This window comes from Phenylobacterium sp. (assembly GCF_046463815.1).
Classification (GTDB): domain Bacteria; phylum Pseudomonadota; class Alphaproteobacteria; order Caulobacterales; family Caulobacteraceae; genus Phenylobacterium.
Genome location: NZ_JBKBRO010000029.1, coordinates 24,443 through 38,494, shown reverse-complemented (window position 1 = coordinate 38,494; position 14,052 = coordinate 24,443). Strand labels below are relative to the sequence as shown.

Sequence of the window (14,052 nt, the reverse complement as noted above, 5' to 3'; positions counted from 1 at the left end):
CCTGCCGCAGCTTGGCGACGATCTCTTCCGGCTTGTGCCGTTTCCTTGCCATCTCTCGTTCCATCCAAAATGGTCCTCGGACCAACATAAGGGATGGACCACTTCAAGGGGCGCAGACCAGCGCGGCGCGTCTTGTTGCGGCGGGGGCGACGCTTGGCGTCTGTGCGTGGCGCTCGGAAGTCGATGGCGCGAGATAAGGTTCGGGCGACGCTTCGAAGAACCAAAGACGGCAGGAGGTCGACTCACGAACCTTGGTAGACGTCTGCAAGCTCGGCTGAGGTTGCTCAACTTCGCCGCGCCAACGCGGCATTTCGCTGTCGCATTCTGCAGGTCAGTGGGCTACCGCCCCTCGATCGCTAGGCTGACCCACGGATGACGGAGGTGTTCGTACACAGCTTGGGTCGGCCCGCCCGGGCCGCCATCCGCAAAGCATCCAATCGCTACTCCGGCGTAGCGCGGTCGAAACTCTGGATACCAAAGGATGTTCGTCCCGCAGTGGGGGCAAAAGTGAAACTCCACGTTCTGACCGCTGTCGCCCGGGCGCGTGAAAGTCTTCGACGTTCCGTTCAGCGTCACCTGATCTCGATCATAAAACACCGCCGCGCTGAAGGCGCTGCCTGTACGACGCTGGCAGGCATGGCAATGGCAGGCGCTGATCTTCAGCGGCTCACCGCGGGCGGGGACCGTCAGTGCGCCACAGGTGCAAGCAGCAGTCCGGATGTTCATGGGCAGCAGAATGACTCAGTTCACCGCAGGCCGCCAATGCGCGCCACGGGGCCTAATGCCCCGACCGCTCGTGGCGCAGAGGTGGGGGGCGTCATCCTGGGTGTCCGCTTTACACCCACAGCTGACGACTAGCGGAGCAGGTGGCAAGCGTGGAGCCCAATGTCTGCTTCTCGGCCTGGGAGTGTCTGCTGCTGCTGTCCGTTCTCGGCCGGAGGTCAACGTCCGATGCGGGTCGGAAGCGGACGCGTCTGCTCGTCAGATGACTTGGATGTCTGGGGCGAACGAACTGCAGGAGATGAAAGAAATGCAGGAGGAGCCAAACGCATTGGTGTTGCGATCGTAGCATCCCTCAGCGGCGCGGCAGCGATTGTGAGCCTGTTCTTGTGTATCGCGAAGGGCCATTGGATCGGCGTTGGGCCACGCTTAGTGCAGCGTGCTTCGCGCTAACCGCCCTATGGACATGGAGCGAGGGTGAACTCCTCACATGGACGTTCGCCGGTCGCGCAGCGCTCGGGCCTTTCGTGATGGCCGCCACCACCTTCGCGCTGCATTCCCGGTTCGGGGAATTGCGCAGTCAGGCTCAAAATTTGAAGGACGAATTCGCGTCGACGGGCAAGAATGAGCGGTAACTACGTTCAAGACCCCTCATGCTCCCGGACCGTCACCGGTCACAAGCACGCTGACCTCCCAGTTGAGCCGAAGCGTGCTTAGTCGTCAGCCGCTTCGCTGAGGTGCCCCCCAAGACCCGGGGTTGTCAGAGTACCGGCTTCATCTCGCAGGCCTGCACGCTGCTCTTCCTCAAAGCGAAGGAGATGGCTTCGGTGATCGGTCAGGGATTGCTCAAATTGCACGAGCAGCGCCTCGGCGGCATCCGTCGGGAACTCGCCAGCCCGAAGCCGCGCGATAATCTCATGCTGCCTTCGAACGTGAGCCTCACCATCAGCCACATGGCGGCGCGCCATCGACATCAACGTCTCACCCCGTCTCATACGCAGCAGAAGAGCAGACGAGGCGAAATAGCTCCACTTAGGTGGGCCCACCTGTGCCGCGGAGGTAGGATCGGCGGCCCAAACTCGTGACTGACTCGATAACGAGTGCGAACGGCCCTCGCGGAGTTTGGATGGCAACCTCCGGCATTCTTGTGTCGCGTCGCGGTTTTGGAGTCAGTCGAGTCCCCTGGGGCCGCTCGCATCGTTTTGAATCAGGGACAGCGGGGCCTGTCCCCCGCGCCGTTCAGCGAATTGACAGCCAAGCTGGGCTAGCTCCTCCTCAGGTTCCAAGAGGAAGCCATGGCCCAGAACACCCTCATCCCCGCCGCCGTGGCCGGCGCAGCGATCCTGGCGGTCGGCGTCGCGGCCGGCGGCGCGTTCGTCGGCAAGGGCGTCGAGAACGCCCGCATCGGCGACCGCGCGGTCACCGTTCGCGGCCTCTCCGAGCGCATCGTGAAGGCCGACCTCGCCGTCCTGCCGCTCAAGTTCGCCTCGGTCGGCGACGATCTCCAGGCCGTGCAGGCCGACGTGGACGCCGACACGGCCGCAGTGCGCCGCTTCCTGGCCGCCCAGGGCTATCAGCCCGCCGAGATCGACCTCGGGCGCCTCGAGGTCACCGACCAGTACGCCCGCGAGTACCAGCAGCAGAACGTCGCCGCCCGCTACCGCGTCGCCCAGACCGTGATCGTGCGCACCACCAACGTCGACCGGGTCCAGGCGACCACCCGCCAGCTCGACCAACTCATCCGCCAGGGCGTCGTCCTGCAGGACTACAACGGCCCCTCGTATCTCTTCACCAAGCTGAACGACGTGCGCCCGGCCATGATCGCCGAGGCCACGGCCAGCGCGCGCACCGGCGCCCAGCAGTTCGCCCGGGACTCCGGCGCGAAGCTCGGCGGCATACGTTCGGCCACGCAAGGGTCCTTCGAGATCCTGGGGCGCGACGAGGTGGGCTACGACCCGTCTTCCCAAGTCTTCAAGAAAGTCCGCGTGGTCACGACGGTCAGCTACCGCCTGAAGTGACCTTAACGGGCTTGTGCGTAACCTGCCCAGGCCCACATATTAAGTTCTTACTGTACTTCATCGGAGAAGCCCTCATGCGCACCATCGCCCTCGCGGCCGCCGCGCTCCTGGCGACCGGTTCCATCGCCCTCGCCGCCCCGGCCACGGTCACCGTCAGCATCGGCCCCGAGTTCCAGAAGAAGCTCGACAAGACCTACGGCCCGCGCGAAGGCCGCTTCCTCACCGACGATCTCAAGGAGGAGGTCGAGACGGCCCTGGCCCGCTCGGGCCGCTTCCCCGACGCCCGGGTCGAGCTCACCCTGACCGACGCCAAGCCCAACCGGCCGACCTTCCAGCAGCTCCGCGACACCCCTGGCCTCTCGATGGAAAGCTTCGGCGTGGGCGGCGCGGCGGTCGAGGGCCGGATCGTGGCCGCCGACGGGACCGTCACGCCGCTCTCCTACAAGTGGTACGAGACCGACATCCGCCAGGCCTATGGCGACTGGATCTGGTCGGACGCCACCTGGACGTTCAACCGCCTGGCCCGGCAGCTCGCGCGCGGCGAGATCCCCAAGCGCTGAGCCCGCCTCCGGCTTGCGTCGAAAGACAGCGCGCGGTCTGATCGCCGCGCGCCGCCTTTCGTATGCGCCAAGGATCCCGATGACCCGCCCTGCCCCGCCGGCCGACCTGCGGCCGATCGACCGCCTGCTCGCCATCATGGCCCACCTGAGGGACCCCGAGCACGGCTGTCCCTGGGACGTCGCGCAGACCTTCGCCACCATCGCCCCCTACACGGTGGAGGAAGCCTACGAGGTGGCCGACGCCATCGAGCGCGGGGACCTGTCGGACCTCAAGGAGGAACTGGGCGACCTCCTGCTGCAGGTGGTCTTCCACGCCCGCATGGCCGAGGAACAGGGCGCCTTCGCCTTCGAGGACGTGGCCCGGGCGATCTCCGAGAAGATGGTCCGCCGCCACCCGCATGTCTTCGCCAACGAGACCTACGGCTCGCTCGCCGAACAGAAGGAAGGCTGGGAGGCGCTGAAGGCGGCCGAGCGCGAGGCCAAGGGCCGCCGCGAGAGCCTGCTGGACGATGTGCCGGTGGGCCTGCCCGCCCTCACCCGCGCCGTGAAGCTCTCCAAGCGCGCCGCCACCGTGGGCTTCGTCTGGCCCACCGTGCAGGACGTCGTCGCCAAACTGCACGAGGAGGTGGCCGAGCTGGAGGTCGAGGTGGCCGCCGGCGACCTCGAGAAGGCCCGCCACGAGATCGGCGACGTGCTGTTCGTGGTGGCCAACCTCGCCCGCACGCTGGATGTCGATCCCGAGGACGCCTTGCGTTACACCAACGGCAAGTTCGTCAGGCGTTTCCGCTATATAGAAGAGAAACTTGCGGCGCGCGGCAAGACGCCGGACCAGTCCGACCTCGCCGAGATGGACGCCCTCTGGAACGAGGCGAAGGCGGTCGAAAAGGGCGGTTAGTGCGGCCGGATCTCGGCCTGCGGGAAGAGCTGTTCGAACTGGCCCATGGCCTGCGGCGTGAGGCTGACGGCCAGACGCACGCTGCCGTCCTTGCCGCCCACGCGCTCCAGGACCCGGCCATGCTGGTAGAGCCAGGCGATGGCCGCCCCCTCGCCCGCCGGCGCGTAGATGTCCACCGGCGGCGCCTCGTCCACCAGGCCGGCGACGGCCTTGAGCAGCTCGTCGCAGCCTTCGCCCGTGACGGCCGAGACCAGGATGGCCGGCGGGTGGGCCCGGCGCGCGTCGCCGGCGGCGGCCTCGCGGTCCTCGGGCGGCAGCAGGTCGGCCTTGTTCCAGACCTCCAGGATGCGACGCTCGTCCATGTCGACCCCGAGGCGCCGAAGCACGCCGCGCACGTCCTCGGCCTGGGCGGCCGATTCCTCGCTGGCGATGTCGCGCACATGCAGCACCACGTCGGCCTCGCGGACCTCCTCCAGCGTCGCCCGGAAGGCCTCGACCAGTTCGTGCGGGAGGTCCGAGATGAATCCCACCGTGTCGGACAGGATCGCTGGGCGGCCGTCCGGCAGCTTCAGGGTCCGGAGCGTCGGGTCCAGCGTGGCGAACAGCATGTCCTGCGCCAGCACCTCGGCCTGGGTCAGCCGGTTGAACAGCGTGGACTTGCCGGCGTTCGTGTAGCCGACCAGCGCCACGGTCGGGTACGGCACGCGCCGGCGGGCCGAGCGCTGGAGGGTTCGCGTGCGGCGCACCTCGACGAGTTCGCGCTTCAGCTTGCCGATCTTCTCGGCCAGCAACCGGCGGTCGGTCTCGATCTGGGTTTCGCCCGGGCCGCCCATGACGCCGAAGCCGCCGCGCTGGCGCTCCAGGTGGGTCCAGGTTCTGACCAGGCGCGAGCGCTCGTAGGTCAGGCGGGCCAGCTCGACCTGCAACCGGCCCTCGCGCGTGCGCGCCCGGCGGGCGAAGATCTCCAGGATCAGCCCGGTGCGGTCGATGACCTTGGCCTTCCAGGCCTTCTCCAGGTTCCGCTGCTGGACAGGCGTGAGCGCGTCGTCGACCACGACCACATCGGCCTCGACGGCCTCCACGAGCGCGGCCACCTCCTCCACCTTGCCCTTGCCGAACAGGGTGGCCGGCGTGAGCCTGCGCAGGGATACGACAAGGGCCTCGCGCACCTCGAGGTCGAGGGCGAGCGCGAGGCCGACGGCCTCTTCCAGCCGGGCCTCTGGATGGCGCGCGGAGCCGCGGCCCTCCCGGTCAGGATGGATCACCACGGCGCCCTGGACGGGCGCCTCGCGGTCGACGGATTTGGAGGAGCTCAATCGGCCTCGTCGTCGGCCGGCTCGTAGAGCTGCACGGGCTGGGCCGGCATGATGGTGGAGATGGCGTGCTTATAGACGAGCTGGGATTGCCCGTCCCTGCGCAGCAGGACGCAGAAGTTGTCGAACCAGCTCACCACGCCCTGCAGCTTCACCCCGTTCACCAGGAAGATGGTGAGGGGCGTCTTGGACTTCCGCACGCTGTTGAGGAAGGTGTCCTGCAGGTTCTGTTTCTTGTCGCTCATGGCTTTTCGCCTTTTGTTTTGATCGGGCGGCCATCCGCCCACACACGCAAGTGAGACGCTAAACAGGGATTGGCGACGGGCGCAATCGCGCCCGGCCGATCAGATCGAATGCGCCTTGGCCCGCTCGATATAGAGGCGACGGAGCTTCGTCGCTATGGGGCCGGGGACGCCATTTCCAACGGGTTTGCCGTCCACCGAGACGACTGGCAGCACCAGGCTGCCGGCGCCGGTGATGAAGGCCTCCTTCGCCGCCCGGGCCTCGTCGGGCGTGAACGGCCGTTCCTCCACCTTCAGCCCCGCCTCGCGGATCACGTCGAGCAGGCTGAGGCGGGTCACGCCGCGCAGGATGTTGGCGTTGGTGTCGCGGGTCCGGAGCACGCCGTCGCCGTCGACGATCCAGGCGTTGGACGAGCCGCCCTCGGTGACGAAGCCCAGGTCGTCGACGAACCAGGCCTCGACGGCGCCCGCCTCCTTGGCCTTCTGCTTGGCGAGCACGTTGGGCAGCAGGCCCACCGTCTTGATGTCGCACCGGCTCCAGCGGTTCTCGGCCGTGGTGACGACGCCGACCCCCTTGGCGGCGCGCGCCTCGGAGGCGGCGCGATCCACGCGGCTGACCGTGATGACCACGGCCGGGGGCGTGTCCTCGGCCGGGAACGGGTGTTCGCGCGGCGCCACCCCGCGGCTGACCTGCAGGTAGAGCAGGCCTTCGCGGACCCGGTTGCGGCGCACCGCCTCCCGGAGGACGACGGTCAGGGCCGCGCGACTCATCGGCATGGGGATCCGCAGCTCGGATAGGCTGCGCTCCAGGCGCGCGAAGTGGCCTTCCGCGTCGGCCAGCCGGCCGTCGAACAGCGCCCAGACCTCATAGACCGCGTCGGCGAACTGATAGCCGCGGTCCTCGATGTGGACGACGGCCTCGGCGTGCGGGACGAACCGGCCGTTCACATAGGCGATGCGTCCCAACTTACGCGTCCTCCGTCTCGAGCGCCCGGCCGCCGGACAGGCCCAGCGACTTCAATTTCCGGTGCAGGGCCGACCGTTCCATGCCGATGAAGGCCGCCGTGCGGCTGATGTTGCCCGAGAAGCGGAGCATCTGGGCGTTCAGGTACTCGCGCTCGAACACCTCCCGGGCCTCGCGCAGCGGCAGGGCGATGATCCGCTCGGCGCCGAAGGTCCCGCCGGAGTCGTTCACCGAGGCCTCGGGCGGCAGCATGTCGGCGGTGATCGGCTCGGACGGCGCGCCCGACGCCAGGATCAGCATCCGCTCCACGTTGTTGCGGAGCTGGCGCAGGTTGCCGGGCCAGGCCCGCACCTGGAGCATGGCCAGCGCGTCGTCCGACAGGCGCCGCCGGGGCAGGCCCGTCGCGTCGCAGATCCGGGTGATGAAGTCGTCGACCAGCTCAGGGATGTCCTCCCGCCGCTCGGCAAGACCCGGCACGTTCACCGGAACGACGTTCAGGCGATGGAACAGGTCCTCGCGGAAACGGCCGGCCGCGATCTCCTCACGCAGGTCCTTGGAGGTTGACGAGATCACGCGCACGTCCACCTGGACGTCGGAGTCGCCGTCGACGCGCCGGAAGCGTTGCTCGACCAGCACCCGCAGGATGCGGCCCTGGGTCTCGCGCGGCATGTCGGCCACTTCGTCCAGATAGAGCGTGCCGCCGTGGGCGCGCTCGAACACGCCGATCTTGGCCGGCCGGCCACCATCGGCCTCCTGACCGAACAGCTCGACGTCCATGCGCTCGGGCGTCATGCCGGCGGCGCTGATGGGGACGAATTCGCTGCGGGCGCGATGGCTGGCGGCGTGGATCAGGCGCGCCACAGTCTCCTTGCCGGCCCCCGGCGGGCCCGAGATCAGAACGCGGCTGTTGGCGCCGGCCAGCTTGGCGATCATCTGGCGAAGCTGCTGGGCGGCCATCGACCGGCCCAGCAGCCCCTCGGGCGTCAGGGTCTGGGCCCGCAGGCGCCGGTTCTCGCGCCGCAGGTTGGTGGCCTCCAGCGCGCGCTCGACGACCAGCAGCAGGCGGTCGGACTTGAACGGCTTTTCCAGGAACTCGTAGGCGCCGCGCTTGATGGCGCTGACCGCCGTCTCGATGTTCCCGTGGCCCGAGATCATGATGACCGGCAGGTCGGGGTCCAACTCCCGCACGAGGTCGAGCAGTTCCAGGCCGTCCATGCCGCCGCCCTGCATCCAGATGTCGAGGATCAGCAGCGCCGGCTTGCGCGCCCGGATGGCGGCGAGCGCCGATTCCGAGTCGTTCGCCGTTCGAACGGCGTAGCCCTCGTCCGACAGGATGCCCGCGACCAGTTCGCGGATGTCGGCCTCGTCGTCGACCACAAGTACGTCAGACGCCATGCTTCCAGTCCTCTACGCCGTCACGGCCGCCGGAGCGTCGACGCGCGCGGCCGGAGCCGCCTGCAGGCGAAGGATGGCCAAGGCCCCCTGCCCGTCCCGCGCGTCGGCAAGCTCCAGCTCGCCGCCGTGGTCTTCCAGGATTCGTTTCACGATCGCGAGGCCCAGGCCCGTGCCCTTCTCGCGCGTCGTCACATAGGGTTCGGTCAGCCTGTCCCGGTCCTTGTCGGGCAGGCCGATGCCGTTGTCCTCGACCTCGAACGCCACGTGACCGTCCCCAACGGTCAGCCGCGCTCGGATGCGTCCTTTCACCCGCGGCGAGTGGGCCCGGCGGGCCTCGACCGCCTCGGCGGCGTTCTTCAGGACATTGGTGAGCGCCTGGGACAACATCCGCCCGTCGGCCAGGAGCTCGACATGCGGCGTCGGCTCCTCCAGCTCCACGATGAGGTCGGGGCTGGCCACGCGCTGGGCGAAGACCGCGGCCCGGATCAGCTCGTCGGCCTCGACGCGGGCGAATTTCGGGGCCGGCATCCGGGCGAAGGCCGAGAACTCGTCCACCATCCGGCCGATGTCGCCCACCTGGCGCACGATCGTGTCGGTGCAACGGTCGAAGGTCTCAAGCTCGGTCTCGGCGATATCCTTGCGGTACTTCTTCCGCAGCCGCTCGGCCGACAGCTGGATGGGCGTCAGCGGGTTCTTGATCTCGTGGGCGATACGGCGGGCCACGTCGCGCCAGGCGGCGTTGCGCTGGGCGGTCACCAGGCGGGTGATGTCGTCGAAGGTGAGCACCAGCCCGCCCTCGCTCTGGCTGGCGCGGACGCGCAGACGCCGCGTCTCGCGGCCGCGGACGACGTCGATCTCCTCCTCGGCCTCGCCGCCTCGGCCCGCGCCTTCGGCCAGGCCCGCGAACTCGGGGGCCACCTCGGACAGCTTGCGCCCCCGGCCATGGTCGCCCGGCAGGTCGAGCAGCAACGCCGCCTGGCGGTTGGCGACCGAGATCCGGCCCTCCGGGTCGAGGCCAATGACGCCCGCGCTCACCTCGGCGAGCACCGTCTCGATGAACTGGCGGCGGCTCTCGGCCTCGTCGCCGGCGCGCTTCAGCGCCTCCTGCTGCTCCTGAAGATCGCGCGTCATACTATTGAAAGCCCGCGACAAGACGGCGATCTCGTCCGGATCCGCCTCGGCGTCGACCCGCGCGCTGAGGTCGCCGCTCGACACCCGGCCCGCGGCCTGCACGAGGCGCGCGACGGGGGCTGAGATCGCGTTGGCCGCGCCCAGGCCCAACCAGACGGCGCCCACCAGCACGAGCAGCGCCGTCTCGGCGTAGCTCAGGGCGAAGATCGTCTGGATGCGCTCGCGGTTCTGCGCCACGTCCCGATAGGCGACCAGCGAGCCCTCGGCCGTGCGCAGGTAGTTGATGATCCCCTTCCGCAGCGGCCGGGCGATGTAGAGATAGACGTCGTCGTAGGCCTCCAGGCGATAGAGCGCCCACATCACGTCGCCCCCGCCGAAGTCCGGCACATAGATCTCGCGCTGGTCGGCGGCGTCGAAGCCCGCCTTGGGCGGCGGAACATAAGGCGGCGCGTCCTCGTTCTCGGCCCGGGCCAGGATGCGGCCCTGGCGGTCGATCAGATAAGCCGCCGGGAAGGCGTGGTACGACGCGAGCTGGCCCAGGAAGCTGTTGACCTGGTCCGGACGCTCCTGGAGCGCACCGGCCTCCCGGTTCAGGTCGGCGGCCATGGGCGCGACGTGCTCGGCGATGTAGCGGGTCTGCTCGTCAACGTACGAGCGGAAGACGGTGGCGGCGTTCTCGACCACGGTCTGGACGCGCGCGCTGAACCAGCTCTCGACGCCCCGGCTGACGAGCACGCCGTAGAAGATGAACACCACCAGCGCCGGGGCCACCGCGGCCAGGGCGAAGAGCCGGACGAATCGGACATGCAGGCGCGCGCCCGCATCCTGCGCCCGGGCCTTCAGGAGGTCGGCGATCCTGAGCCCCACCGCCGTCATCAGGATGAGGATCAGGACGAGGTTCAGCCCCAGCAGCGTCAGGATGAAGCGGCTGGCCGGGCCGAGCGGCCCCGTCTGGGGCGGAGACGCCGCCAGGATGATGGCGAGCACGGTCAGGCCGACGGCGACGCCGTAGCCGATTCCCAGGATCAGGCGCGACCCGAGCGCCCGGCGCACGCCGGCCACGACGGGCGGGCCGGACGCGTTGTGGTTATGCAACGCCATTGTGGCCGGAGCCTAAGGAGCTGTGCTCCAAACTCAACAGCTATGTTGCCGCGACGCTTCACGTGGCCGCGAGGATCAGGAAGCTCGTCAGCGGCGGCCGCGGCTCATCTCCACGCCCAGGTCCTGGATCTTCTTGCGCAAGGTGTTGCGGTTGAGACCCAGAATCTCGGCGGCGCGGACCTGGTTGCCGCGCGTGGCCGCCAGGGTGAGCTGGATAAGCGGCCGCTCCACCTCCTCCAGCACCCGGTCGTAGAGTCCCGGGGGCGGAATGCCGTCCGGCTGGTCGGCGAAGTAGCTGGAGAGCTTCTGTTCGACGAGCTGGGCCAGGGTCGTGGGGCCTTCCTGGCCCTGCACCACGGGCTGCTGGTCGGCCAGCTCCTTCTCGATGATCCGGGCGGAGATCAGGTCCTCGCCATAGAGGGCGCAGACACGGCGGATCAGGTTCTCCAACTCGCGGACGTTCCCCGGCCAACTGTGGCGCTTGAGCCGCTCCAGGGCGCCGGCGTCGATGGTCTTGGCCGGCAGGCCCTCGCGGTTGGCCCGCAGGAGGAAGGCCCGCGCCAGGTCCGGGATGTCCTCCTCCCGGTCGCGCAGCGGCGGCAGACGCAGCGGGGCGACGTTCAGGCGGAAGAACAGGTCCTCGCGGAACAGGCCTTGCTGGATCAGGGCCCGCAGGTCCCGGTTGGTGGCGGCGATGATCCGCACGTTGGGCCGCCGGCCCGTCCGGGGGTTCAGGGCCGGCTCCGACCCGTCGATGACCCGCAGCAGGCGCGTCTGGGCGTCCAGGGGCATGTCGCCGATCTCGTCGAGGAACAGCGTCCCGCCGTCCGCATCGACCAGTTTGCCGACGTCGCCGTCCTCCTTGCCGAACAGCTCGGCCTCGACCCGCTCGCGCGGGGTGGCGGCCAGGTTGATGACCACGAACTTGCCGTCGCGGCGACGGCCCATGTCGTGAAGGGCGCGGGCGACCAGTTCCTTGCCGGTGCCGGATTCGCCGGTGATCAGCACGGTCAGGTCCGCGCCCACCAGGCGCGCGATGGTCCGGTAGACCTCCTGCATAGGCCCGGAACGGCCGATCAGCGGCAGGCGGTCGTCGCGCACGGCCCGGGCCTGGGCCTTGGAGGCCTCGGTGTCGGCGGGGCGCGCCAGGGCCCGCCGCGCCGCCGAGGTCATGTCGTCCAGGTCGAAAGGCTTCGGCACGTATTCGAACGCGCCGACCTCGGCCGCGTTCACCGCGGTGATCAGGTTGTTCTGGGCGCTCATCACGATGACGGGCAGCTTGGGCCGCTGTTTCTTGATGCGGGGCAGGACGTCGAACACGTTCTCGTCCGGCATCACCACGTCGGTGACGACGAGGTCGCCCTCCCCGTCCGAGACCCACTTCAGGAGGGTGGTCGCGTTGCCCGTCGCCCGCACCTGATAGCCCAGGCGCGTGAAGGCCTGGCTGAGCACCAGCCGGATCGACGAGTCGTCGTCGGCGATCAGGATCTTCTTAGAAGCCGCGCTCATTCGTGGACATCCTCAGGCGAAGCGATCGGGAGCAGCACACGGAACACGGTGCGCCCGGGCTCCGACTCGAAATCGATCAGGCCGCCATGGCCGGCGACCAGCTTGGCGACCAGGGCCAGGCCGAGGCCCGCGCCGTTGGCCTTGGAACTGACGAAGGGCTGGAACAGGCTCTCGCGAATGTGCTCGGGCACGCCGGGGCCGTTGTCCTGGATGCGGACCTCCAGCGGGGCGCCGCGCAGCACCTGCCCGGACGCCGCGCGCACGCGCACGCCGTGGCGATAGGCCGTGTGGATGACGATCTCTCCGCGCCCGTCGCCCCGGGCGTGGGCGGCCTCGGCGGCGTTCTTCACCAGGTTCAGGAACACCTGGATGAGCTGGTCCTCGTCGCCCAGGGCCGGCGGCAGGGAGGGATCGTAGTGTTCGCGCAGCTCCAGGCCGTCGGCCACGCCGTTGGCGGCCAGCGCCCGCACGCGGTCCAGGATCTGGTGGATGTTGATCGGGCTGAGCGACGGCAGCGCGTCGTCCGAGAACGCCTCCATCCGCTCGACCAGGCGCTTCACCCGGTCGGTCTCGTCGACGATGAGCTGGGCAAGCGGAGCGTCCTCGCTCCTGGCGCCGGTCTTCAGCAGTTGGGCCGCGCCGCGAATGCCGGCCAGCGGGTTCTTGATCTCGTGGGCCAGCATGCGGCCCAGGCCCACCAGGGAACGGAGGCCGGCGGCCTCCTGAGGCGAGCGCTCGACGCCCAACCCGGACTTCACGGTCAAGGTCAGCAGCACCGAGCCGTCGCCGAGGGGCGCGGCCGCGCCGTCCGCCTCGAACGGCGGCAGGCCGAACAGGCTGATGTGGACGCCCCGTTCCCGGACCCGCGCGCCCTCTTCCAACGCCCGGTTCAGCAAGGACACCAGGGCCGATCCCGGCGGGAGGGCGGCGCGGAAGCGGCCGCGCGCCAGCAGGCCCAAGCCCTGCCCGAACAACGCCTCGGCGGCCTCGTTCACCGCCACCAGCGCGCCCTCGGCGTCCACGACCATCGAGGGATCGGGGCTGAGGTCGAAGGCGGCGGCCTTCAAGGCGCCCAGGTCGAATCCGGCCGGATGGCTGCGGGTCTTGCCGGTCATGCCGCCAGCCTCCGGTCAGGGTCGCGCCAGAGCGCCGTCAGGGCCCGGTCCACCTCGGCCGGCTCCTCGATCCGGCAGAGGGCCGCGCGCGCGGCGCGACGCTCTGCCGCCTCGGCGGGCCACGGGGCGTTTTCGATGTAGGACGCCAGGTGCTTGCGGAAGATCTTCAGGCCCAGCCGGTCGCCGTAGAACGCCAGGCTGTCCCGGAAATGCTCGAGGGCGATGCCTAGCCGGGCCTCGGCTCCGGGCTCCTCGAAGGGTTCGCCGGCCAGCTCGGCCTCGATCTGGGCCGCGACCCAGGGCTTGCCGTAGACGCCGCGCCCCACCATCACCGCGTCAGCGCCGGACGCATCCAGGGCTTCCCGCGCCGTCCGTCCGTCCACGATGTCGCCATTGACGACGACCGGGATCGCGACGGCGTCCTTCACCGCCCGCACCGCGCCCCAGTCCGCCGCGCCCTTGTAGAACTGGCAGCGGGTCCGGCCGTGGACCGTCACCGCCTTCACGCCCAGCGCCTCGGCCCTGGCGGCGACCTCGGGCGCGTTCTTCGAGGCGTCGTCCCACCCCAGGCGCATCTTCACCGTCACCGGAACGTCCACCGCGTCCACGGCCGCCGCCATCAGCTCGGCGGCCAGGTCCGGCTCGCGCATCAGCGCCGAGCCCGAGAGCACGCCGGTGACCTCCTTGGCGGGACAGCCGAAGTTCAGGTCGATGACCTGGGCGCCGGCCTCGGCCGCCAGTCTCGCACCGTTGCGGATATGCTCCGGATCGCGGCCCACGAGCTGGACCACCATCAGGGGCAGCCCCTCGCCCACCGCCGCGCGGCGCACCACGTCCGGCCGACCCTTCGAGAATTCGGCGCAGGCCACCATCTCCGTAGCCACATAGGTCGCCCCGAGGCGGCTCGCCGCCCGGCGGAACGGAAGGTCCGACACCCCCGTCATGGGAGCGATCCACGCCCGTCCCCCGACCTCGACGCCCCCAACCTGAATACCACTGCTCATTTTGTAATCACCGGCTCCGCCGGGTTTTTAGGCAATTTGTGCGGCGCCGTAAAGCTGGAACAAAGCGCGACAGTTCCCTAAGACG

At 69.3% G+C, this 14,052-nt stretch carries 13 protein-coding genes; 3 read left to right on the top strand and 10 right to left on the bottom strand.

Annotated features, from left to right (window positions below):
* Nucleotides 1-339 precede the first annotated feature (339 nt).
* On the bottom strand, nt 340-726 hold the full coding sequence (locus tag ACK4TT_RS16960) for a GFA family protein (protein WP_410213464.1): 387 nt from the start codon (nt 724-726) through the stop codon (nt 340-342).
* A gap of 707 nt (nt 727-1,433) precedes the next feature.
* Nucleotides 1,434-1,694: a hypothetical protein gene (locus ACK4TT_RS16955; protein WP_410213463.1), complete on the bottom strand. Its 261-nt coding sequence runs from the start codon at nt 1,692-1,694 to the stop codon at nt 1,434-1,436.
* Nucleotides 1,695-2,015: 321 nt separating this feature from the next.
* Between ACK4TT_RS16955 and ACK4TT_RS16950 the strand changes: the two genes are divergently transcribed.
* From ACK4TT_RS16950 to mazG, 3 genes are all read left to right on the top strand, one after another.
* Nucleotides 2,016-2,738, top strand: coding sequence for an SIMPL domain-containing protein (locus ACK4TT_RS16950; RefSeq protein ID WP_409641830.1), 723 nt, complete (start codon nt 2,016-2,018; stop codon nt 2,736-2,738).
* A 74-nt stretch (nt 2,739-2,812) separates the two neighbouring features.
* Nucleotides 2,813-3,298, top strand: coding sequence for a hypothetical protein (locus ACK4TT_RS16945; protein ID WP_409641827.1), 486 nt, complete (start codon nt 2,813-2,815; stop codon nt 3,296-3,298).
* A gap of 79 nt (nt 3,299-3,377) precedes the next feature.
* On the top strand, nt 3,378-4,193 hold the full coding sequence (gene mazG / locus ACK4TT_RS16940) for a nucleoside triphosphate pyrophosphohydrolase (RefSeq protein WP_409641824.1): 816 nt from the start codon (nt 3,378-3,380) through the stop codon (nt 4,191-4,193).
* On the opposite strand, the gene hflX is transcribed toward mazG, so the two are convergent.
* From hflX to dusB, 8 genes are all read right to left on the bottom strand, one after another.
* The gene (gene hflX, locus ACK4TT_RS16935; protein ID WP_409641821.1) at nt 4,190-5,509 is read right to left on the bottom strand and encodes a GTPase HflX; all 1,320 of its coding nucleotides are present in this window, start codon (nt 5,507-5,509) and stop codon (nt 4,190-4,192) included. The genes mazG and hflX overlap by 4 nt on opposite strands.
* Entirely contained in the window at nt 5,506-5,751 is a 246-nt protein-coding gene (gene hfq, locus ACK4TT_RS16930) for an RNA chaperone Hfq (RefSeq protein WP_111274395.1), read from the bottom strand. The genes hflX and hfq overlap by 4 nt, the downstream gene beginning before the upstream one ends.
* Nucleotides 5,752-5,850: 99 nt before the next feature.
* On the bottom strand, nt 5,851-6,714 hold the full coding sequence (locus ACK4TT_RS16925; protein WP_409641817.1) for a D-amino-acid transaminase: 864 nt from the start codon (nt 6,712-6,714) through the stop codon (nt 5,851-5,853).
* Between the two features lies 1 nt (nt 6,715).
* Nucleotides 6,716-8,107 carry a sigma-54-dependent transcriptional regulator gene (locus ACK4TT_RS16920; protein WP_409641814.1) on the bottom strand — a complete coding sequence of 464 codons (1,392 nt, stop codon included), beginning with the start codon at nt 8,105-8,107 and terminating at the stop codon, nt 6,716-6,718.
* Nucleotides 8,108-8,119: 12 nt separating this feature from the next.
* Nucleotides 8,120-10,339 carry an ATP-binding protein gene (locus ACK4TT_RS16915; RefSeq protein WP_409641811.1) on the bottom strand — a complete coding sequence of 740 codons (2,220 nt, stop codon included), beginning with the start codon at nt 10,337-10,339 and terminating at the stop codon, nt 8,120-8,122.
* 87 nt (nt 10,340-10,426) lie between these two features.
* On the bottom strand, nt 10,427-11,848 hold the full coding sequence (ntrC, locus tag ACK4TT_RS16910; RefSeq protein WP_409641808.1) for a nitrogen regulation protein NR(I): 1,422 nt from the start codon (nt 11,846-11,848) through the stop codon (nt 10,427-10,429).
* Nucleotides 11,845-12,963: a two-component system sensor histidine kinase NtrB gene (locus ACK4TT_RS16905; RefSeq protein ID WP_409641805.1), complete on the bottom strand. Its 1,119-nt coding sequence runs from the start codon at nt 12,961-12,963 to the stop codon at nt 11,845-11,847. Before ACK4TT_RS16905 ends, ntrC begins: the two co-directional genes overlap by 4 nt.
* Entirely contained in the window at nt 12,960-13,967 is a 1,008-nt protein-coding gene (gene dusB, locus ACK4TT_RS16900; RefSeq protein WP_409641802.1) for a tRNA dihydrouridine synthase DusB, read from the bottom strand. Before dusB ends, ACK4TT_RS16905 begins: the two co-directional genes overlap by 4 nt.
* Nucleotides 13,968-14,052: the final 85 nt, after the last annotated feature.